The organism is Micromonospora sp. NPDC018662 (genome assembly GCF_044391475.1).
Classification (GTDB): domain Bacteria; phylum Actinomycetota; class Actinomycetes; order Mycobacteriales; family Micromonosporaceae; genus Micromonospora.
This window is the reverse complement of the sequence record NZ_JBISAC010000011.1, coordinates 162501-182672: the sequence shown is the minus strand read 5'-3', so window position 1 is coordinate 182672 and position 20172 is coordinate 162501. Positions and strand designations below refer to the sequence as shown.

The following is a 20172-nucleotide window of genomic DNA, read 5'->3' as shown; positions in this document are numbered from 1 at the left end:
CCGGCGGCATGACTGATCTGTATCCGGCCGCCGACCAGCGGGAGCTGCTGCGCCGGGCGGCCGCCGCGGCCGCCGACCTGGAGGCGTTCCTGCGTCGGCTGCCCGAGGTGCCGGACCCGGCGGACATCACCGAGTACGCCGACCTGCTCAGCCGCGAGGAGCGGGCCCGGGCGGACCGGCAGGCCGCGGCCGACGCCGCCGGCCTGCGCCTGCCCAGCGTGGAGTCCGAGTAGCCCGGCATGCCCGAAGGTGCGGTCGGAAACCGGGCGTGTCGACTCCGGACAGAGCGTTCGGTCGCGCGCGTTATACCGCAGAGGCATAATTATGACTGCGAGGCATATCGCTCTCGACCCATCCGCCTCCTGCCGTCGTCACCTGCCGTGACGAAGCCGGCGACCCGCCGACCACTGCTCAGCGTTCCACCAGTACGTCGTGGCCGAGGTCGAGCAGCGCGTGCCGCCACTCGTCGTCGGCGGCGCCCCGGTCCGGCCGGTCCGCGCTGAGCTCCCGGATGCGGGCGATCGCGTCGCGCATCACCTCGATGTCCTCCGGGGTCAGGTCCACCTTGCGCTTGCGCAGCACGGCGAGGATCTGCCGGCCGGGCTCGGGCAGGTCGAGGTCGGGGCCGGGGCCGAACGCCTCCTCCCCCGACCCGCGGGTCAGCAGCCACTGTCGTAGCTGTTCGGAGGGGACGTTCACCTCGGCGTGGAAGTCGTCCCAGATGATCTCGACCTCGGGGTCGAGTCGCGCCTCGCGTACCATCACGCCTCCTTTCCCGGCGGCGGCCCGGACGGTTCCGGCTCGCCCTCGCCGCGCGGTGTCTGCGGGGTCAGTCCCTCCGGTGGCACCCGGACGCGGGACGGGTTCGCGGTCGGTGGCGCCTCGATCGGTTCACCGGCCGCGGTGTCCTCCCGGGTCTCCTCGGGTTCGGTCATGTCCGCCCTCCGATCCTCGCGCGACGGGCCGTCCCTCACCGGGGATGGGAGGTGGTGGCGGCCGAGTAGCCGCGCTCGCCGGCGGACACGTCGAGGACGAGCTGGTCGTCGCGGGCGTCCACGGTGACCTTCTGACCGGGTGAGATCTCGTTCTCCAGCAGCATCCGGGACAGTCGGTTGTCGAGTTCACGCTGGATCACCCGGCGCAGCGGGCGGGCGCCGAACTCCGGCTGGTAGCCGTGCTCGGCGAGCCAGTCGACGCCGGCGGCGCTGATCTCGACCTGGATGTCCTGGGCGTGCAGCCGGCGGCGGGTCTCCTCCAGCAGCAGGCCGGTGATCTCCCGGAGCTGCTCGGCCTCGAGTCGCTGGAAGATGATCACCTCGTCGATCCGGTTGAGGAACTCCGGGCGGAAGTTCTCCTGCAACCGGCGCATCAGCCGTTCCCGCAGCTCGGTGGACTCCTGCTCGCCCGGCTCGCCGGTGGCGAAGCCGACCGTGCGCTGGGTGCCGGTGATCAGCTCCGAACCGAGGTTGCTGGTCATGATCAGGACGGTGTTCTTGAAGTTCACGGTCCGGCCCTGGCTGTCGGTGAGCCGGCCGTCGTCGAGCACCTGGAGCAGGATGTTGAACACATCGGGGTGCGCCTTCTCGATCTCGTCGAGCAGCACCACCGCGTACGGGCGGCGGCGGACCGCCTCGGTGAGCTGGCCGGCCTCCTCGTAGCCGACGTAGCCGGGCGGGGCGCCGACCAGCCGGCTGACGGTGTGCCGCTCCTGGAACTCGCTCATGTCCACCCGGACCATCCGGTCCGCCTCGCCGAAGAGCGCCTCGGCGAGCGCGCGGGCCAGCTCGGTCTTGCCGACGCCGGTGGGGCCGAGGAACAGGAAGCTGCCCATCGGCCGGTTCGGGTCGGCCAGGCCGGTACGCGACCGGCGGACCGCCTCGGCGACCGCGCCGACCGCGTCGTCCTGCCCGATCACCTTCTGGTGCAGGTGCCCCTCCAGGCGCAGCAGCCGGTCGCGTTCCTCCTCGGTGAGCTGGGTGACCGGGATGCCGGTGGCGCGCGAGACCACCTCGGCGATCTCCTTCGGACCGACCTCCGGCACGTGGTTGGGCCCCTCGTCGCCGCGGGCACGTCGGATCTGGTCCTCCAGCTCGGCGAGCTTGTCGCGCAGCGAGGAGGCACGTTCGTACTGCTCGTCGGAGACCGCCTGCTCCTTGTTCCGGCGTACCTCGTCGAGCTGCTGTTCCAGGTCGCGCACGTCGGAGGCGGGGGTCCGGGTGCGCAGCCGTACCCGCGCGCCGGCCTGGTCGATCAGGTCGATCGCCTTGTCGGGCAGGAACCGGTCGGTGACGTACCGGTCGGAGAGTTCGGCGGCCGCGACCAGCGCCTCGTCGGTGAACCGGACCTGGTGGTGCGCCTCGTAGCGGTCGCGCAGGCCGCGCAGGATGGCGACGGTGTCCTCGACGGTCGGCTCGGGCACCAGCACCGGCTGGAACCGGCGGGCCAGGGCGGCGTCCTTCTCGATGGTGCGCCGGTACTCGTCCAGCGTGGTCGCGCCGATCACCCGCAACTCGCCGCGGGCGAGCGCCGGTTTGAGCATGTTGGACGCGTCCATCCCACCCTCGCTGCCGGCGCCGCCGGCCCCGACCAGGGTGTGGATCTCGTCCAGGAAGATGATCAGTTCCTCCCGGTGGGCCCGGATCTCGTCGATCACCTTCTTCAGCCGTTCCTCGAAGTCCCCCCGGTAGCGGGTGCCGGCGACCAGGCCGGACAGGTCGAGCTGGATGACCCGCTTGCCGATCAGCGTCTGCGGCACGTCGCCGTCGCAGATCCGCTCCGCCAGCCCCTCCACGATGGCGGTCTTCCCGACGCCGGCCTCACCGATCAGCACCGGGTTGTTCTTGGTCCGCCGGGACAGGATCTCCACCGCCTGCTCGATCTCGTCGGCCCGGCCGATCACCGGGTCGATCTGGTCCATCCGGGCCAGCTCGGTGAGGTCCTGGCCGTACTGGTCGAGGGTGGGGGTGCCCCGGTCCGGGCGCGGGCCGCCGGCGGCGCCGCGTTCGGCGCTGGCCGCCTGCAACGACTCCGGCTGGATCCGACCGGCGGCCAGCATCCGGCCGGCCGGCGACTCGGGGTTGAGCGGCAGCGCCATCAGGATGTGCTCGGGGCCGATGTAGTTGGCGCCCATGGCGCGGGAGAGCTGGTGGGCGTCGAGCAGCGCGCGTTTCGCGGCGGGCGTGAGCGACAGGTTCGGCGGCACCTCGCCGCCGGGTGCGCCGCCCTCGGCGCGCCCGCCCAGCGCGTTGACCAGCGCGTCCGGGTCGGCCCCGGCGCGGCGGACCAGGTCCCGCAGCGGCTCACGCTGCAACGCCGCCCAGAGCAGGTGGTCGGTGTCCAGGTCGGTGCTGTGCTTCTGGGCGGCCCGCCGGGCCGCGTCGGCGAGCATCTCCCGGGCGTCGGCGGTCATCAGGCGGGTGATGTCCACCCGGTGGGCCGGCCGGCGTCCCCCCTCGCCCCGACCGAAGTACCGGGCCAGGAACTCGTCCCACGGGTCGTTGCCGAAGTCGCCGGGTCCCATCATGTTCGTCCTCCGCAGTCGGTCGGCACGACCGGGACGCGGCACGCGCGGCACGGTCGGCGGTGGCTACCCGGCGGTGTGCGCGACAAACGCCCGCGGATGGCAGGGTGGACGCATGGAGAGCAGACCGCTGCTGGTGGTGGACGGCGCGAACGTGGTGGGCTCCCGGCCGGACGGCTGGTGGCGTGACCGGGCCGGGGCGGCGGTGCGGTTGCGCGACGCGCTGGCCCCGCTGGCCGGCGCCGGCGTGCCGCCGGAGCTGCCGCCGCCGGTGCAGGTGGTGCTGGTGGTGGAGGGCGCGGCCCGGCACGTGGCGCCGGCGCCCGGGGTCGACGTGGTGTCCGCGGCCGGCTCCGGCGACGACACCGTGGTGGAGCTGGTCGCCGCCGCGCCGGACCGGCGGCGGCTGGTGGTCACCGCGGACCGGGAGCTGCGGGCCCGGGTGAGCGCGCTCGGCGCGGAGGTACGCGGCCCGCGCTGGCTGGGTCGCTGAGAACGCCTCGCCGCGGTCCCGTCAACGGGACTGCAGCGCTCGCCGACGGGACCGGTGGACCCACGTCGCGCCGGCCTTCGCGCACGTCAGAGCCCTAATCGGACACCCGGGCCGGAACCACGCGAGGGTGGATGTTCGCCCACCGGGTGGGATGGGTTGTAATGGAGATCTCCCTTGCCCCCAGGAGGTCCCCGTGGCGAGCGTCGCCGAGCTGAAGGCCGCCATCGATGTCGCTCTCCAGCAGATCGGTGACGGCCAGACAGCGGTGCAGGCGGCCGGCGAGAAGCTGGCCGAGGCGCAGCAGACCCTGGCCGGCGCGTTGGAGGGCAGCGGCCACGAGACCGTCGAGGCGGCCCAGGCCTCGCTGACCCAGGCCAGCCAGGAGCTGGAGGAGTGCCTCGCCGCGACGCTGGTGGCGGTGGAGCAGGCACAGCTCTACGTCGCGACGCTCTGAAGGGGCGGCCGTGTCCATCGTCGAGGACATCGGCGCGCAGGTCCGCGCCGCCGCCGAGGAGCTGCCGCTGGCGCAGCTCGCCGCCGCGCTGGAGAAGCTCGGCCAGGCGCAGGAACGGCTGCGCTGGGTGCGCCAGGAGTCGGCCGACCCGATGGGCGTGCCGGAGCTGACCGCGGCCACCGAGCACGCCGAGACCGCCGGCTACGCGCTGCGCGTGGCGCAGGAGCAGCTCAGCGCGTACCTGGCCGCGATCGGGCTGGCCGCCGACGGCGCGCCGACCGCGACGTCGGGCGAGCGGCGACCGCGGCACGACGTGCCACGCGGCGAGGCGCCGCCCGCGCCCGGCGCGTCCCCCGAGCCGGGCGAGCAGCCGGCGGTACGCCGTTGGTGGGCGGTCCGGGTGGCGGAGCTGACCGGCGGGCGGGAGGGCGCGCCGGACGAGCCGGACGAGCGGGTCGAGAACGCCCACGAGCTGCTGCGCCGGGTGGTGGTCGGCATCCGCTCCGGCGACCGGGACCGGCTGCACGCCGAGCTGCGCCGGGCCCACGCCGACGTCGGGCTGGGGCTGGCCGCGATCGCCCCGCCGATGCTGCGCGAGCTGGCCGGCGAGCTGCTCGGCCACCCGCCCCGCGCGGACGACCTGACCCGGCTGCGCCGCGAGCTGGACGGGCGGGTCCGCGACCTGCTGCCCGGGCTGCCGCCGCCGGTGCTGGACACGCTGCTCACCCGGATCTGCCGGATGCCGCCGCCGCGCCGCGACGACGGGTCGGAGCAGCCGCACGCGGCCGACCCGGCGGTCACCGCCGGGGTGCTCACCGGCGTGCTGCTCGACCGGCTCGGCCGGGACCTGCCGAAGGACACCGAGGAACGGGAGCCGTCGCGTGGCTGACGTCCGCGCCCAACTGGTGACGCGGGTCCGGGGGATGCTCTCCGAGGCCCTGGGCGCCACCCGGCACCGGCTCGCCGCCGCCGACGCGGAGCTGGCCGCCGGGCGGGAGCGGCTGGCGCGCACCCGGCGGGCCGCCGCGGCGGTGCCCGACCGGGTCGGCGCGGCCCGCGACCGGCGGCTCGCCGAGATCGACGCCCGGCACACCGCCCGCCTGGCCGAGCTGGCGCGCCGCGCCGCCGCCGCGGCCGAACGGGAGGCGCCGGGCGCGGCGTCCGCGCCCTGGGACCGCTGGGCGGCCACGCCCGCCGGCCGGGCCGAGCCGCCGGGCGCGGTCCGGATCGGCACGGTACGCATCCCCGGCGCCGAACCGGTGCCGGCGCTGGTCCCGCTGCTCGACGCCGGGCACGCGCACCTGGCCGGCGGCGACCGGGACGGCCTGGCCTCGGTGGTGCCCGCGCTGCTGCTGCGCTCCGTCGGCCGGGCCGACCCCGGCGCGGTGCGGCTCTACGGCTACGACCCGGAGCACCTGGGCGGCGGCCTGGCCGGGTTCGCGCCGCTCGGCACCGCCGGCCTGCTCACCTCCGTCGGCCCGGGCGGGCTGGGCCGGCTGCTGGACGACCTGGTCGAGCAGATCCGCCGGATCAACGCCACGGTGCTGGCCGGCGAGTACGCGTCCCTGCGCGAACTGGCCACCGCGACCGGCCGGCGACCGGAGCCGTGGCGGGTGGCGGTGCTGCTCGGCGGCGACGAGCTGTCCCGGCACGAGCGCGGCCAGCTCGACCGCGTGGTCCGCACCGGGGCGGCGTGCGGGGTGCACCTGGTGGTCCGCGGCATCGACCTGCCCGACGACCCGACCGTCACCCGGATCGTGGTGGACCCGGACGACGCGCGCATCGCCGGCCTGCCGGTGGTGCTCGACACGCCCCCACCGCCCACCCTGGTCACCGAGACCTGCCGGACGGTCGCCTCCCGGGTTGCCGCCGGGCCGCCGCCGACGCCCTTCACCGATCTGCTGCCCCCGCCCGACGACTACTGGCAGGAGGACTCGGCGCACGGGCTCACCGCGCCGATCGGCGAGGGCCCGCACGGGCGGCCGGTGCTGCTGACGCTTGGCGACTACCCGCCGCACGCGCTGATCGGCGGCCCGTCCGGCACCGGCAAGACGAACCTGATCTTCGCCTGGATCGGCGCGCTCGCCGCCCGCTACTCCCCCGCCGAGCTGGAGTTCTATCTGCTCGACTTCAAGGAGGGGGTGTCCTTCGCCCGGTTCGCCCAGGGCCGACGCGACCCGAGCTGGCTGCCGCACATGCGGCTGGTCGGGATCAACGTCAACACCGACCGCGAGTTCGGCCTGGCGCTGCTGCGGTTCCTCGCCGAGGAGCTGCGCCGCCGGGCCGACGCGGCGAAGAAGCACGAGGTCACCAAGCTGGCCGAGCTGCGCGCGGTGGACCCGACCGGGCACTGGCCGCGCATCGTCGCGGTGGTCGACGAGTTCCAGGCGCTGCTCGCCGGCCGGGACGTGGTCGCCCGGGAGGCCGCCGACCTGCTGGAGGACCTGGCCCGGCGGGGCCGCTCGCAGGGCATCCACCTGGTGCTCGCCTCCCAGGACGTCCGTGGCATCGAGGCGCTGTGGGGCCGGCCCGCGCTGGTCGCCCAGTTCACCCTGCGCATCGCGTTGCCGAAGGCGCTGCGCATCCTGGCCGAACGCAACGACGCCGCGCAGTCGCTGCCCCGCCACCACGCCGTGGTCAACGCCGAGTCCGGCCTGACCGAGGGCAACGAGGTGGCCCGCATCCCGTCGGCCAGCGACTGGGAGACCTGGAGCGAGCTGCAGCACCGGCTGTGGCGGATGCGCCCGCAGGACGCCGCGCCGGCCCGGCTCTTCGACGGCGACGCGATCCCCCGGCTGGCCGAGGCGCCGGACTTCCGCGCCCTGACCGCGCCCGAGCAGGGTGCGCCGCGCAACCCGGTGGCGTTGCTCGGCGAGATCATCGACGTGCAGTCCCGATCGGCGTCGCTGCGACTGCCCCGCGCACCGGGCCGCAACCTGGCCGTGCTGGGCACCCGGGTGGACGAGGCCTGCGCGGTGCTCGACGCCGCCGCCCGCTCGCTGGCCCGGCAGTACCCGCCCGGCGCCGCCCGGTTCTCCATCGCCTGCCTCGACCCGGACGCCGACCCGGCCGCCCGCGCGCTCTACGAGGACCTGGCCGGCGACGCCTCCTGGTACGACGAGGAGACGGTGTCCGAGCTGATGGCCGAGGTGGTTGACGGGCTGGCCGCGCCGGGCACCCCGCGTACCCCGCACTTCCTGCTGCTGTACGCGGTGGACGCGGCGGCCGGCGCGCTGGCCGGCAAGGCCGGCACCCGGACCGGGCTGGAGCAGCTACGCCGCATCCTGCACGACGGGCCGGAGCGACGGACCCACGTGCTGGCCTGGTGGCGCGGCGTGGCCCGGATGCGGGCCGACCTGGGCGGCGCCGGCGCCCGCACGGACCAGATCGGCGCCTGGGTGGCGCTCGACGTGCAGGGCGGCGAGCTGGGCTCGTCGCTCTACCCGGGCAGCGGCGGGCCGGACTGGTATCCCCGGCCGTGGCGCGGTCTCTACTTCGACCGCGCAGTGCACCGCACCGGACAGGTGATCATCCCTTATGGTCCGTCCCGATGAACGAACCGGTCTCCAGTGAGACGTACACCGCCCAGATCCGCCGCCTCGCCGAGTTGACCGCCCGGGTGGCCGCCCAGCGGGCCGAGGCGCACACCTGGTACGCCCAACAGGTCGCCGCCGCCGAGCGGGCGGTGGCCGAGGCGGGCGAGCAGGTCCGGCTCGCCGAGGCGGAGCTGGCCGAGGCGCAGCGCATGGTGGACCGGGTGGACGGCGAGGTGACCCACCTGTGGGCGCAGCTGCGCGCCCGGCTCGGCGGCGGCACCCGTCGCCTGGGCGACCCGCCCGGGCCGGTACGCGGTGCCGCCGGTGACCCGGTGCCGCTGCTGCGCGGCGTGCGGGAGCTGCTGGACCGCACCGGCACGCCGGGTGAGCTGCCCGGCTCGGTGAACCCGCTGCTGATCGCGTGCGGGGTGGGCGGCGCGCTGGTGGCGTACCTGCTGGGGATCGGGGCGCGGGCGCTGGGCGCCGGCTCGGGCGGTGACCTGGCGGTCGGCCTGCCGGTGCTGGCGCTGGTGGTGACGCTGCTCGGCCCGCTGGTCGGGTTGGCGCCGGCCCGGCTGCTGGCCGACCGCCGGCACGCGGTGCTGACCCCCCGCCCGATGATCATGGTGGCTGCCAGCGGCCTGGCGACGACGCTGCTCCTGCTGACGGTCACCTACACCCGCTGACCCCGCCCCGAGTCAGGCGGGGACCAGGACGGCCTCCTTGAGGAGGCGGCGGGTGAGGACCAGGCGGTCGGCGTCGTCGTCCAGGCCGGGCAGGTCGCCGACGCGGGTGGCCGCACCGGTGAGCAGCGCGCGCAGCGCCGGCTCGCAGGTGCCGGGCAGCGTGAGCGTGCGGTCGGTCAGGCGCAGCGCGACGCTGCCGTCCCGGGTCGGGGCGAGCTGCCAGCGCAGGCCGCCGCGCAGCGCGACCCGGCTGTCCGGGTCGAGCCGGGCCAGCGCCTCGGCCTGGGCCAGCGGGCGGATCGGGGCCGGTCGGGCGGCCGGCCACACCCGGGACCGCAGCCGCGCGGCCACCGCCGCCGGGGCGGCCCGCAGCAGCCATTCGCGCAGCGCCTCGACGGTCTCGGTGAGCTCCGGCTCGATCGCGTCCGGGTCGGCCAGGTCGAGGCCGAACGGCAGGCCGGCGCGCAGCCGGGCGTCCTCGGCGGCCAGGGCCAGCAGCTCCTCCACCATGGCGTACCGGGTCAGCGCCCGGATCCCCACGGTCAGGTGCAGCGAGCTGGACTCCTGCGCCTGGGCGCTGTGCAGCCAGCCGCGCGGCAGGTAGAGCGCGTCGCCCGGTTCGAGCACCACGTCCAGCGCGGGCCGGCCGTCGGCGGTGGCGGCGACCTCGTCGGCCCGGCCGCCCCACGGCTGGCGCTCCAGCGGGTCGGCGAGCACCGGCGGGTGGATGCGCCAGTGCTTGCGACCGTCGACCTGAAGCACGAACACGTCGTGGGTGTCGTAGTGGGTGGCGAAGCCCTGGCTGCCGGCCGGCGTCAGGTAGGCGTTGACCTGCAACGGCTGGGCCAGCGCGGCGCCCAGGTCGCGGGCCAGGTCGACGATCGCCGGCCAGGTGCGGTGCAGGCCCTGGAGGACCAGCGTGGCGCCGTCGGCGTAGAGCGCCAGCACCTTCTCGTCCAGCACCTGGTCGCCGATCTCGGCGCCGGCGCCACCGCCGCCGGTGTACCGCGCCGCCGGCACGAGCTGGCCGTCCTTGGCCACCCGCAGGAACGGGGTACGCAGGCCGCGCCGGCTCAGCAGCTCGTCGGCGTCGGCGGGGCTGAGCAGGTCGGTGAAGCCGTCCGGGTTGGGTAGCTCGGCGGCCCGGGACAGCAGCGGGCTGCGCCCCCAGTGGTCGGCGGCGAACTTGGCCGGCTCGACCGCCACGCACCGGGCCAACGCCGCGGCTGCGGAGGAGGACGGACCCGCCGGGTGGCCGTGGCCACCCGGCGGGTCGACGTGCGTCATGCTCATCGCTCAGGCGCTGCCGTCGGCGCCACCATCGTGCTGGCCGGGGGTCGCGCCACCGTCGGCCGGGCCCTCCGCGCCGCCGTCCGCCCCGCCGTCGTGCTGACCCGGGGTCGCGCCACCGTCGGCCGGACCCTCCGCGCCGCCGTCCGCGCCACCGTCGTGCTGACCCGGGGTCGCGCCACCGTCGGCCGGACCCTCCGCGCCGCCGTCCGCCCCGCCGTCGTGCTGACCCGGGGTGGCACCGCCGTCGGCCGGGCCCTCCAGGCCGCTGCCGCCGCTGGTCTGGATGTCGTCGTCGTTCAGTGCCATGGGTGCTCCCTCGGTGTGCCGCCCCACGTGTTCCCGGGGGCCGTGTGCAGCGGGTGGTACCCCACGTCCGATCGTCTCTAACCACACCGTAGACGCCCGGACCCGGGCGCACTGACGGTTCGCGCTCCGAAGGCGGTCGGTGCCAGGATGGCCGCAGGGAGACGCGAGGAGGTACGCACGTGGCGCAACCGGAACCGCTCACCCCGCTCGCCGAGGACTGGCAGCGGGCGCTGGCCGTGGTGGCCCACCCCGACGACCTGGAGTTCGGCGCCGCCGCGGCGGTGGCCCGCTGGACGCGGCAGGGCAAGGAGGTGACCTACTGCCTGCTCACCAGCGGCGAGGCGGGCATCGACGGGATACCGCCGGAGCGCAGCCGGGTGCTGCGCGAGGAGGAGCAGCGGGCCTCCGCCGCCGTGGTCGGGGTGTCCGCCGTGGAGTTCCTCGGCCTCCCCGACGGCCTGCTGGAGTACGGTGTGCCGCTGCGCCGCGCCATCGCCGCGGTGGTCCGCCGGCACCGGCCGGACGTGGTGCTCACCAACAACTTCCGGGAGACCTGGGACGGCGGTGACACGCTGAACCAGGCCGACCACATCGCCTGCGGCCGGGCCACGCTGGACGCGGTCCGCGACGCCGGCAACCGGTGGGTCTTCCCGGAGCACCTGACCGACGGCACGCAGCCGTGGTCCCGGGTCCGCGAGGTGTGGGCGGCCTGCTCGCCGGCGGCCCGGCACGGCGTGGACGTGACGGCCAGCTTCGAGGCGGGGGTGGCGTCGCTGCGGGCGCACGGGGCCTACCTGAGCGGGCTCGGTGACGGCAGCTTCGACGCGGAGGAGTTCCTCGAGGGAATGGCCCGGCCGGCCGGGACCCGGCTCGGCGTGCGGTACGGCGCCGCGTTCGAGGTGTTCCGGATCGACCTGGCGTGAGGCGGGGGCGCTCGCCGGACCGGTCTCCCGGACGCCGGCGGCCCGCCCCGCCGAGGGGGCGGGACGGACCGGGGTGGGGCCGGCTCAGGGAATGAGCTGATCCAGGCCCTGCGGCATGGTCGACTTCACGTCCTGCCACTCGCCCTGCGTGACGTGCCGACGCAGCGTGTCCAGCACCACCCGCACCACCCGCTGCGGGCCGCCCTCGACGTCGTACGGGAAGCCCTGGCGGACCTCGTAGAGGAAGTCGTCGCGGTTGAGCTTGACCGGCACGTTCTCCGGCTGCCAGCCGTCGAAGTAGATGCCACGCAGCAGCACCGGCAACTGCTGGGCGAACTCGGCGCTCTCCGACACCGGCATCCGGTCCCGCAGCAGGTGCAGCACGGTCCGCAACGCCGCGTAGGACTGGTTGCGTCGATCCGGCGGCCAGCCGTACGCCGACTCGATCTCCTTCAGGATCACGTTCGTCTTGTCCATGGAGGACTCGAACGCGGACATCAACTGCTCAGCCATCCGGCTCACCCCCGAGTGTCGGTCTCCCAGCGTCGGTCGTCGGCGCGTCGCGGCGGCCCGCTGGGCCCCCGCCACAGCCGGATCGGGCTGAACCCGCCGGGCCGGCCGCCCCGCTCCCGTGGCACGTCGGCGTTGCCGACCACGTGCAGCACGCCGCCGCGGCGTCGATCCGCCACCACCCGTACGGTCATGACCCCACCTCCTTGTCGCGGCGCGCGGGCCGGCGGGTCCGCGCGCACCGTCCATGCTGCGGGGCGACCGGGTGAGCCGGCCTCACCCGGAGCGGGTGAGCGCGCTCAGCGCGCCAGCAGACCGGCGAGCGTGGCGGGGTGCGCTGCCGGGCGTGGTAGGACAGCCGGCGCTCCGGCGTGTCGGCGTCGGCCGGGTACCAGCCGGAGTCGAGCAGCGTCCGGTCGGTCCACGACGCGGTGCCCACGCTGATCTCACCCACGGCACCGACCGGCTACCGGGACGGGCTCAGGCCGCCCGCCGCTCCCGGGTCTGCTTGCAGGCCACGCAGGAGGTGGCGGACGGGAAGATCTCCAGCCGCTCCACCGGGATCGGCGCGGAGCAGCCCTCGCAGAAGCCGTACGTGCCCTCGTCGAGTCGGGCCAGCGCGCGCTCGAACTGGGCCCGCCGGTCCAGGATGGTGCGCAGCAGGGACTGGGCGGTGTCCCGCTCGGCGGTCTTGGTGCCGCTGTCGGCCTGGTCGTCGCCGGCGGTGTCGCCGACCTCGACCAGCCGCAGCACCTGGCTCTGCAGCACGGCCTGGTCGTACTCCGCGGTCAGCTCGTCGTACCGGGACCGCAGCGACTGCCGGATCTGGTCGACCTCCGCCTGGGAGCGGCCCGTGGCTGTCGTGTCGTGGACGAGCATCGCTGCCTGCCTTTCCTGCGGCCTCGGACCGGCCCTCCGGCGATGCCGCCGGCCCGGTCCGAAGGTGAAGGCACGGGCGAGATCGCCCGTGCTCTGTGAGCCGGGCGATTACCCCTGCCCCCGACGCGCCAAACCGGAGTTTTCCTGTCACTTTCCGGTGAGTTCGGACCCCCTGGTCAGGCCCGTTCCACAAGCGCCGGGTGGCGCGGGTCGTCGGCGCGGACCACCACGTCGGCGAAGGAGGCCGGGTCGACCTCGTCGGCGTAGCGGGCGAACGCCGGCAGCGTCCAGCGCCACGCCGGGTCGGTGCGCCGGACCAGCGCCGCCGGGGAGAGCACCAGGTGCACGGCGACGTCGAACGCCAGCGTGCCGCCGAGCAGCAACGCGCCACTGACCAGGACCACCCCGCCGGCCGGCAGTTCCTGGTACGCGGCCCGGCTGGCCCGGTCCGCGTCGGCGTCCCAGAGCGACGGCAGCACCCGGCCGGTGCCGTCCGGGCCGGCCGGATCGAGCACCTCGCGACGCAGCCCGGGCTCGTCGAGCCAGCCCTCGTAGTACGCGTCCGGGTTGGTGCGGCCCTGCTCCAGGCGGACCGAGGCGGGGCGGAGGAAGTCGGCGGCGCGGACGTGCAACGCCGGCCGGCCGGCGGCGCGCAGCGGGTCGACGAGCGCGGCGGCGAGGGCGTCCGGTGCGGCGGCGGGCGGCCCGTCGACGGCCACCCGCAACCGGCCGGACGCCTCGGTGCGGGCGAGGCGTCCGGTCAGCTCGGCGACGAGCCGGTCGGGGCTGATCGGGCGGACGCGCATCCGTCCATCCTGCCCGGCCGGTGGCGGCGGCTCGCACGGGTCCGCGTCCGGGCTCCGTCCGGCGGGCACGGCGGCTCACCACGGGTTCGCGGCCGGGCGGTCGGGGCTCCGTCCGGGGCGCGAGCGGCGGGTGACGGGCGCGGTGGTCAGCCGGTGCGGTCGATGGTCACCCGGGCGTCGTCGGCGAGCCGGTAGCCGACGCCGTAGACGGTGGTGACCAGTGGGACGTCCACCCCGACCTTGCCGCGCAACCGGCGGACGTGCACGTCGACGGTGCGGACGCCGGCGTGCTCGTACCCCCAGACCGCGTTGAGCAGTTGCAGCCGGGTGAAGACCCGACGCGGGTGGGCGACCAGGTGCAGCAGCAGGTCGAACTCCAGGCGGGTCAGCGGCAACGGCTCGCCGTCGCGCAGCACCGAGCGGGAGGACGCCAGGATGTGCAGGGTCGGGATGGTCGGCGCCAGCGGGCGCGGCGGGGTGCGCCCGGCCGGCACGTCGGGTCGGCGGTCCGCGGCGACGGTGCCGGTGCTGATCACCGCGTCGCCGCGTTCGAGCAGCTCGCGGGCCGCGTCGAGGAGCCGGCGGGCGGCCGGGGTGAGCGACTCCTCGCAGGACAGCGGGATGTTCAGGGTGACGGTGAGCACGGGGGTGGCGGTGTTGGCGGGGCGACGTTGGCCGCCGGGCGGACGGCCGGGGACCGCGGGTTGGGACGTATGCCATCCGGCGCGCGACGAGGCGGGGCTGACCGACATGGTCCTCCTTGGCTGGTCCGGGTATCTCCCCACGGCCCGGGACGCCGCTTCATCGATGCTTCCCGGCGCTTGTGCGAGGGTCAAGGGGCCACTGCGTTGCATGAATGTGACAATTGGCGAACACATCGGAGCCGAGTGCTCGCTCTGCGTACGAGGTCCGTTGATTACAGCAGAGCGACGACACGCCCCGGTACGGGGGGTCCCCGGCCGGTTCACAATGGCGGATGCCATGGCGACGTGAACGCGGCGCACCCGGCATCCGGGTGCGCCGCGGGTCCACCGGGACCGGCTCAGGCGTCGCGGTCCACCTCGATCGGGGCGTCGTCGGCGAGCCGGTACCCGACGCCGTACACGGTGGTCACCAGCGGTGTGTCGGGCCCGAACTTGGCCCGCAGGCGCCGGACGTGGACGTCCACGGTGCGGGCCACCGCGTGCTCGTAGCCCCAGACGTTGCTGAGCAGTTGCAGTCGGGTGAACACCCGGCGGGGATGCTCGGCGAGGAAGAGCAGCAGGTCGTACTCGATGCGGGTCAGGCCGACCTCGACGCCGTCGTGCCGGACCCGCCGGGTGCCGGTGAGGATGCGCAACCCGCCCGCACCGGCGGCCGACGTGGCCGGCGCCGGCCCGGCCGGCGGCGCGGGGAGGCGGCGCAGGTCGAGCACGGACCGGGCGGCCCGGTGCTCGTCCGGCCGGACCAGTCCCTCGCCGGAGGCGGCCAACTCGTCCAGCAGGTCGGCCAGCCGGGCCAGGCCGGGCGTGAGCGGGCCGGCGCTCAGGTCCAGCGTGATGGTCAGGGTCGGTGCGGTACGCGGCCGGGGCGCCGGCGCCCGGTCGGGGCGGCCGGAGCGGGCCGGACGGGTGTTGAGGGCGACGACGGACATGGGAGCCTCCTGTGCGGGCGGTCGCCCCGCCCCGCCGGGTGCGGCGGGACGGTCAGCGGAGCGCCCGGCCGGCGGTGACCGGGGGCGCGGTGGACGAGGGTCGGGGCGGCGGGGTGGGGCCGAGGGTGGGCAGGCCGGCGATGCGCCAGGCCGCGAAGCCACCGGCCACGTCGGTGGCGCGGTGCAGGCCGAGGTCCTGGAGGGCGGCGGCGGCCAGCGACGAGGTGTAGCCCTCCTGGCAGAGGACCACCACCGGCACGTCGTAGCCGACCGCCTGCGGCAGGCGGGCCGCGCACCGCGGGTCGAAGCGCCACTCCAGGACGTTGCGCTCGACGGTGAGCGCGCCGGGCACGGTGCCGTGCGCGGCCCGCTGGCCGGCCGGACGGATGTCGACCAGCAGCGCGCCGCCGCGGTGGGCGAGGTGCGCCTGCTCGGGGTCGAGGCGGCGCAGCCGGGCGCGGGCGGCGGCGAGGATCTCGTCGATGCCGCGCGAGCCGGGCGGGGGGACCGGACAGCTCTCGACGGGGGTGCGGGTCTGCGCCATGGTGGCGTCCTTCCGTTCGGCGGGGTTCGGTGGCGGGGTCGCCGGGCGGTTCACCAGGCGACGCCGGCCTCGGCCACCTCGGCGACCCGCAGGCGCCCGGCGTCGAGGTGGTAGCGGGTCATCCGGCGCAGCGCGGGGCGGTAGACGTGCACGCTGACCGCGGGTTGGTCGCCGCGGTTGGTGACCTGGTGCACGTGCCGGGCGCCGAAGCGCCGGCCGGCGCCGGCGGCGAGCCGGTGCGGGCGCAGCCGGCCACCGCTGACCGTCTCCTCGGTGAGCAGGCCGGCGACGACCAGGAAGGCGCCGGACGAGCCGCCGTGGTCGTGCAGGTCGGTGCCCTGCCCGGGCAACCAGCTCAGCGCCCACACCTCGTACGTGGCGTCGGCGTGCAGGCGCGCGTACCACCGTTCGGACCGGTCGAAGCGCAACGACACCGGCCAGCCGGTCGGGTCGGCCCACCGGGCGGCGACGGTGAGCAGGTCGGTGCGGTCGGAGCTGGTCATCGGCGGGTCGTCCTCACGGTGCGGAGCGGAGCGTGCCTCCACACTTTAGACGGCAAACCCTATAGGTTTAGTAGGTAATACCACATGGCGGGACGCGGTCAGCGGAGCACCGGCGGCTCCACCCGGTAGCCGGGCACCGAGGGCCAGCGCACGGTGAGCACGGTGGACGCGCGCTCGGCGTACCAGGAGTGGTCCACGCCCCGGCCCCAGACCACGTAGTCCCCCGGCGCGCGCAGCACCACGGTACGGTCCGGCAGCTCGACCCGGAACGCGCCGCTGATCAGCACCAGCAGCGCGGTACGCCGCTCGCCGGTGGCCCACCGGGACCGGGTCTCCCCCGCCGGGTGCACGCCCCACTTCACCTCGACCTCGGCGCTGTGCCGGACGTCGCCGGCCGGCTTGAAGTGGCCCAGCAGCCAACCCGCGTCGGTCGCCCCGTCCACCGTCGCGTTGCCCACGTACACCCGATCGTCCATCTCGCCTCCCGTGCCGGCTGCGCAAGCTACCAGGCGGCGCCGGCCGCGACGCCCTAACCTGGGCGGGTGCCCGACGACCTGGACGCCGAGACCATCGCCTTCGCCCACCGGATGTTCGACCTGGCCCGCGCCGGCGAGACGGCGGGCCTGGCGGGCAACGTGGACGCGGGACTGCCGGTCAACCTGACCAACGCCAAGGGCGACACGCTGCTGATCCTGGCCGCCTACCATGCCCACCCGGAGACCGTGGCCGCGTTGCTCGCCCGCGGCGCCGACCCGGACCGGGTCAACGACCGGGGGCAGACCGCGCTGGCCGCGGCCGTGTTCCGGCAGAACGTGGCAGCGGTCCGGGCGCTGCTCGACGCCGGCGCCGACCCGGACCGCGGCGCCCCCTCGGCGGTGGAGACCGCCCGGTTCTTCACGCTGCCCGAGATGCTGACGCTGCTCGGGCGCGACTGAGCACACCGGCCCGCCCGGCGAGGCGTATACAGGTGCGGTGGAGGATCCCGTACCCGAGCAGATGCGCACCGCGGCCACGACGCTGCTGGCGGCGCTGGACGAGCCGGCCCGGCGACGCGCCCGGCACGAGTTCGACGACGAGCCCGCCCGCCGGTGGCTGGAGTACCGGCCCCGGCCCCGCCCCGGCGTCCCGGTCGCCGACCTCGACGTCACCGCCCGCAAGGCCGCCCACCGGCTGCTCGCCACCGCGCTCAGCCCGGCCGCGTACGCGCAGGCGATGGCCGTGGTGGCGCTCGAGGAGGTGCTGGACCGGGCGGAGGGCTGGCGACGCGGGCGGCACAGCGGCGACTACTGGGTGGCGATCTTCGGCGACCCGGCCCGCGACGACCGCTGGGCGTGGCGGTTCGAGGGGCACCACCTGTCGGTCAGCATGACCGTCGCCGACGACCAGGTCTCCCCCGCCCCGATCTTCCTCGGCGCGAACCCGGCCACCGTGCGGCACGCCGGCCGCCCGGTGTCCCGGCCGCTGGGCCCGGAGGAGGACCTGGCCCGCGAACTGCTCGACGCGCTCGGCCCGGGTGGACGGGCCGCCGCGGTGATCGCCGAGGAGGCGCCGGCCGACATCATCAGCGCCACCCGGGCCACCGCGCCCGGCCGGCTCGACCCGCTCGGTGTGCCCCGGGGCCGGCTCGGGCCCACCGGCCGCGCGCTGCTCGACCGGTTGGTCGCGCTCTACCTCGACCGGCTCCCGGCCGAGCTGGCCGCCCGGGAGGCCACCCGGCTCGACGGCGGCGAGCTGCACTTCGCCTGGGCCGGGCCGGTGCAACCGGGCCGGCGGCACTACTACCGGGTGCAGGGCGAGGACCTGCTGATCGAGTACGACAACACCGCCGACGACGGCAACCACGCGCACACCGTGCTGCGCCGCCCGGCCGGTGACTTCGGCGCCGACGTGCTGGCCGCGCACCACGCCGCCGCGCACCGCCCGGTCACCGGCGACGCGCCTCGATGAGGAACCGACGGGCGTGGGCCACGAACGGACCCTCGGCCCGGATCCGCTCGTCGAGCCGGCGCAGCTCGGGCCGGTAGCGGTCGACAGTGAAGCCGGGCACGGTCCACACCACCTTGCGCAGGAACCAGACCACCGCGCCGATGTCGTGGAAGACGGTCCGCAGCGTGGCCGTGCGCAGGTCCACCACGGTCAGCCCGGCGTGCTCGGCGGCGGCGACCGCGTGCTCCGGGTGGCGGTGCTCCGGTGGTGGCAGCGGCCCGAGCATCGCCTCGCTCAGCTCCCGGACCGCGGTCGCCGACCAGGCGGGCGTAGCCCCAGGGCGGACGCTCCTCGGTGGCGCGGCCGGCCAGCCAGGAGAAGCCCCATCCCTCGACCGACGCGCTCGCCGCCTCGGCGACCAGCTCGTCGAACCCCCGCTCGATGACCATGGCCCGAGCCTGCCGCCGGGCGGCGGCGGCCGGCAACGCGTTTTCCGCGCCCGGCTCGGCGCTCCAGCTCGATCACGCAGCGTCATGACCCGGGGCAACACACCGCCTGACGGCGACATACCTCCTGGTCATAAATATGACCAGGAGGTATATCGGTTCCACCTCGTCCACCCGGCCCGAGCCGACACGCCCGACGCCCTCGCCGGGCGTGCTCGGCGGTGGTCGGAACGGCCGCTCAGAACGGCCGGGGGCGGGCGATCTCCACGGTGGCGCCGGGGATCTCGGCGAGTGTCTCCAGCCCGGTCGGCTCCGCGGTGCGGTCCCGGTCGGACTGCTGCATCAGCCGGGCCCCGAGCCCCACCCCGACCGCGCCCACCGCCAGCGCGACCAGCTCGGTGGCGAGCTGGCCGCCGGTGGCGCCCCGCTGCGGCGCGTGCGCCCGGATCAGGCAGGTGAGCAGGAACATCGCCGCCATGACGGCGTTGACCAGGTGGAACGTGATGGCGGTCCGGTTGGCGCGGCCGATCCGCACGTCCCACAGGTCGACCAGCCCGGCGACCGTGGCGAGCGCGGCGGCGACCAGCGCGGCGACCGCCGTCCAGTAGCCCACCTCACCCAGGAAGGCCGGCCCGCCGGCGACGTCGGCCAGGTCGAACACGGCGGCGCTGACGAAGAGCCCGAACGGGAACGTCACCAGCATCGGTTGGATCGGGTGCCCCTGCACCCGAAGTCGGCTCTCCATCGCGTCCTCCCCACGTCGGCGCAGATCACCAGTCCAGGGTGCTACCCGACCCCCGGTGGGACGAAACGACTGTCGGTCAGTTGTCCCGGGGCCGGGAGACCGTGAGCACCAGCCGCTCCGCCACCTCGCGCAGCGGGATGTCCAACGAGGAGGCGGCGCTGCGGAGCACGTCGAGCGCCTCCACGGCGGGACACCCCCGCTGCGTCATGATCACGCCGACCGCCTGCCCGACCACGCCCTCGGCCAGCAACGCGCCGTCGAGCTGGCCGGCCCGGGCGGTCGCCCGCTCCCGGTCGCGGACCGCGGCGAGCAGCAGACCGGCGTGCTCCGCCAGCAGCATCGCGGTGAGCTGGTGGCTCGGCGTGAGCGCGCCGGGCGACGACGCGTACAGGTTGATCGCGCCGATGACCTGCTCGTCCACGTCGACCGGCGCGGAGATCACGCCGTGCACGCCGAGCGCGCGGGCGCGCGTGCTCCAGGTGGGCCAGCGCGACTCCTCCGCCAGCCCGCCCGCGATGATCATCTCGCGGCGGCGGATGGCGGTCAGGGCCGGCGTGTCCGGGCCGTGCCGCAGGTCGTCCAGCTCGGCGCGGTCCGGGTCGGAGGCGGCCACCCCGGCCGGCTCGCCGGCACGCAGCGCGGTGAAGCCGCAGCAGTCCACGCCGGGCACCGCGTCGCGGGCGATCCGGACCAGGCGGTCCAGCGCCTCGTCGAAGTCGGCGACGGCGATCAGGCCGGCGGTCAGCTCGCGCAGCAGCGCGGCGGTCTCCAGCACGCCCAGGTCGTCGATCATCGGTTGGCGGGTGTCGAGGTTCACCGGGCCACGGCCCCCACCGCCCCCGCGTCCGTTCGCGCGGTGTCCCGATCCGGCGCCGTTGCCTGTCCCATGGTCGTCCTCTCTCTGACCGAGCCTCGGCCTACTACCCGCACCGGCCGGCGTCGAAACCGCGCAAAAGGGCCCCTTCCGGC

Annotated in this window: 25 protein-coding genes and 2 pseudogenes; 9 read left to right on the top strand and 18 right to left on the bottom strand. The window is 75.7% G+C overall.

Annotated features, from left to right (window positions below):
- Positions 1–8: 8 nt before the first annotated feature.
- Positions 9–233 (top strand): hypothetical protein, encoded by a 225-nt coding sequence (locus tag ACH495_RS26690; RefSeq protein ID WP_396860445.1) that lies wholly within the window; start codon positions 9–11, stop codon positions 231–233.
- 178 nt (positions 234–411) lie between these two features.
- On the opposite strand, the gene ACH495_RS26685 is transcribed toward ACH495_RS26690, so the two are convergent.
- From ACH495_RS26685 to ACH495_RS26675, 3 genes are read right to left on the bottom strand one after another with little or no spacing between them, the layout of a single operon-like run.
- Positions 412–762 carry a DUF3140 domain-containing protein gene (locus tag ACH495_RS26685; RefSeq protein WP_396860444.1) on the bottom strand — a complete coding sequence of 117 codons (351 nt, stop codon included), beginning with the start codon at positions 760–762 and terminating at the stop codon, positions 412–414.
- Positions 762–935, bottom strand: coding sequence for a hypothetical protein (locus ACH495_RS26680; RefSeq protein ID WP_396860443.1), 174 nt, complete (start codon positions 933–935; stop codon positions 762–764). The genes ACH495_RS26685 and ACH495_RS26680 overlap by 1 nt, the downstream gene beginning before the upstream one ends.
- A 35-nt stretch (positions 936–970) precedes the next feature.
- Positions 971–3523 carry an ATP-dependent Clp protease ATP-binding subunit gene (locus ACH495_RS26675; protein WP_396860442.1) on the bottom strand — a complete coding sequence of 851 codons (2553 nt, stop codon included), beginning with the start codon at positions 3521–3523 and terminating at the stop codon, positions 971–973.
- A 112-nt stretch (positions 3524–3635) separates the two neighbouring features.
- Here ACH495_RS26675 and ACH495_RS26670 point away from each other — a divergent pair, with 112 nt between their 5' ends.
- The 5 genes from ACH495_RS26670 (at position 3636) to ACH495_RS26650 (ending at position 8689) form a co-directional block, all read left to right on the top strand.
- Positions 3636–4013: a hypothetical protein gene (locus ACH495_RS26670; RefSeq protein ID WP_396860441.1), complete on the top strand. Its 378-nt coding sequence runs from the start codon at positions 3636–3638 to the stop codon at positions 4011–4013.
- 193 nt (positions 4014–4206) lie between these two features.
- Entirely contained in the window at positions 4207–4467 is a 261-nt protein-coding gene (locus tag ACH495_RS26665; protein WP_030504016.1) for a hypothetical protein, read from the top strand.
- Between the two features lie 10 nt (positions 4468–4477).
- Entirely contained in the window at positions 4478–5356 is an 879-nt protein-coding gene (locus ACH495_RS26660) for a hypothetical protein (protein WP_396860440.1), read from the top strand.
- Positions 5349–8021 carry an FtsK/SpoIIIE domain-containing protein gene (locus ACH495_RS26655; RefSeq protein WP_396860439.1) on the top strand — a complete coding sequence of 891 codons (2673 nt, stop codon included), beginning with the start codon at positions 5349–5351 and terminating at the stop codon, positions 8019–8021. The genes ACH495_RS26660 and ACH495_RS26655 overlap by 8 nt, the downstream gene beginning before the upstream one ends.
- Positions 8018–8689: a hypothetical protein gene (locus ACH495_RS26650; protein ID WP_396860438.1), complete on the top strand. Its 672-nt coding sequence runs from the start codon at positions 8018–8020 to the stop codon at positions 8687–8689. The genes ACH495_RS26655 and ACH495_RS26650 overlap by 4 nt, the downstream gene beginning before the upstream one ends.
- 12 nt (positions 8690–8701) lie before the next feature.
- On the opposite strand, the gene ACH495_RS26645 is transcribed toward ACH495_RS26650, so the two are convergent.
- On the bottom strand, positions 8702–9976 hold the full coding sequence (locus ACH495_RS26645) for a cupin domain-containing protein (protein ID WP_396860489.1): 1275 nt from the start codon (positions 9974–9976) through the stop codon (positions 8702–8704).
- Positions 9977–9985: 9 nt separating this feature from the next.
- On the bottom strand, positions 9986–10288 hold the full coding sequence (locus tag ACH495_RS26640) for a hypothetical protein (RefSeq protein WP_107155543.1): 303 nt from the start codon (positions 10286–10288) through the stop codon (positions 9986–9988).
- Positions 10289–10467: 179 nt separating this feature from the next.
- Between ACH495_RS26640 and ACH495_RS26635 the strand changes: the two genes are divergently transcribed.
- On the top strand, positions 10468–11211 hold the full coding sequence (locus ACH495_RS26635) for a PIG-L deacetylase family protein (RefSeq protein ID WP_396860437.1): 744 nt from the start codon (positions 10468–10470) through the stop codon (positions 11209–11211).
- An 84-nt stretch (positions 11212–11295) separates the two neighbouring features.
- Here ACH495_RS26635 and ACH495_RS26630 read toward each other — a convergent pair whose 3' ends face one another.
- From ACH495_RS26630 to ACH495_RS26585, 10 genes and pseudogenes are all read right to left on the bottom strand, one after another.
- Positions 11296–11724 carry a DUF2267 domain-containing protein gene (locus ACH495_RS26630; protein ID WP_396860436.1) on the bottom strand — a complete coding sequence of 143 codons (429 nt, stop codon included), beginning with the start codon at positions 11722–11724 and terminating at the stop codon, positions 11296–11298.
- 5 nt (positions 11725–11729) lie between these two features.
- Positions 11730–11915, bottom strand: a complete 186-nt coding sequence (locus ACH495_RS26625) for a hypothetical protein (RefSeq protein ID WP_396860435.1) — start codon at positions 11913–11915, stop codon at positions 11730–11732.
- Positions 11916–12058: 143 nt separating this feature from the next.
- Positions 12059–12175: pseudogene (locus ACH495_RS26620) on the bottom strand (DUF72 domain-containing protein); the annotation flags it as partial.
- 26 nt (positions 12176–12201) lie between these two features.
- Entirely contained in the window at positions 12202–12600 is a 399-nt protein-coding gene (locus tag ACH495_RS26615; protein ID WP_396860434.1) for a TraR/DksA family transcriptional regulator, read from the bottom strand.
- 176 nt (positions 12601–12776) lie between these two features.
- Positions 12777–13406: a uridine kinase gene (locus ACH495_RS26610; protein ID WP_396860433.1), complete on the bottom strand. Its 630-nt coding sequence runs from the start codon at positions 13404–13406 to the stop codon at positions 12777–12779.
- Between the two features lie 146 nt (positions 13407–13552).
- On the bottom strand, positions 13553–14158 hold the full coding sequence (locus ACH495_RS26605; protein WP_396860432.1) for a winged helix-turn-helix domain-containing protein: 606 nt from the start codon (positions 14156–14158) through the stop codon (positions 13553–13555).
- Between the two features lie 290 nt (positions 14159–14448).
- Complete coding sequence (locus ACH495_RS26600; RefSeq protein ID WP_396860488.1) at positions 14449–14952, bottom strand: winged helix-turn-helix domain-containing protein; 504 nt, start codon at positions 14950–14952, stop codon at positions 14449–14451.
- 139 nt (positions 14953–15091) lie between these two features.
- On the bottom strand, positions 15092–15583 hold the full coding sequence (locus ACH495_RS26595) for a rhodanese-like domain-containing protein (RefSeq protein ID WP_396860431.1): 492 nt from the start codon (positions 15581–15583) through the stop codon (positions 15092–15094).
- 50 nt (positions 15584–15633) lie between these two features.
- On the bottom strand, positions 15634–16086 hold the full coding sequence (locus tag ACH495_RS26590) for a cysteine dioxygenase (RefSeq protein ID WP_396860430.1): 453 nt from the start codon (positions 16084–16086) through the stop codon (positions 15634–15636).
- A 98-nt stretch (positions 16087–16184) separates the two neighbouring features.
- Entirely contained in the window at positions 16185–16562 is a 378-nt protein-coding gene (locus tag ACH495_RS26585) for a signal peptidase I (protein ID WP_396860429.1), read from the bottom strand.
- A 66-nt stretch (positions 16563–16628) separates the two neighbouring features.
- Here ACH495_RS26585 and ACH495_RS26580 point away from each other — a divergent pair, with 66 nt between their 5' ends.
- Positions 16629–17021, top strand: a complete 393-nt coding sequence (locus tag ACH495_RS26580) for an ankyrin repeat domain-containing protein (protein WP_396860428.1) — start codon at positions 16629–16631, stop codon at positions 17019–17021.
- Positions 17022–17058: 37 nt separating this feature from the next.
- Positions 17059–18033 carry a DUF3500 domain-containing protein gene (locus tag ACH495_RS26575; RefSeq protein ID WP_396860427.1) on the top strand — a complete coding sequence of 325 codons (975 nt, stop codon included), beginning with the start codon at positions 17059–17061 and terminating at the stop codon, positions 18031–18033.
- Here the strand turns inward: ACH495_RS26575 and ACH495_RS26570 are convergent.
- The 3 genes and pseudogenes from ACH495_RS26570 to ACH495_RS26560 form a co-directional block, all read right to left on the bottom strand.
- Positions 18011–18455: pseudogene (locus ACH495_RS26570) on the bottom strand (hypothetical protein). The gene ACH495_RS26575 and the pseudogene ACH495_RS26570 overlap by 23 nt on opposite strands.
- A gap of 241 nt (positions 18456–18696) precedes the next feature.
- A complete protein-coding gene (locus ACH495_RS26565) occupies positions 18697–19203 on the bottom strand; it encodes a DUF2231 domain-containing protein (RefSeq protein WP_396860426.1) in 507 nt (168 codons plus the stop codon).
- Positions 19204–19279: 76 nt separating this feature from the next.
- A complete protein-coding gene (locus ACH495_RS26560; protein WP_396860425.1) occupies positions 19280–20020 on the bottom strand; it encodes a GAF and ANTAR domain-containing protein in 741 nt (246 codons plus the stop codon).
- Between the last annotated feature and the right edge of the window lie 152 nt (positions 20021–20172).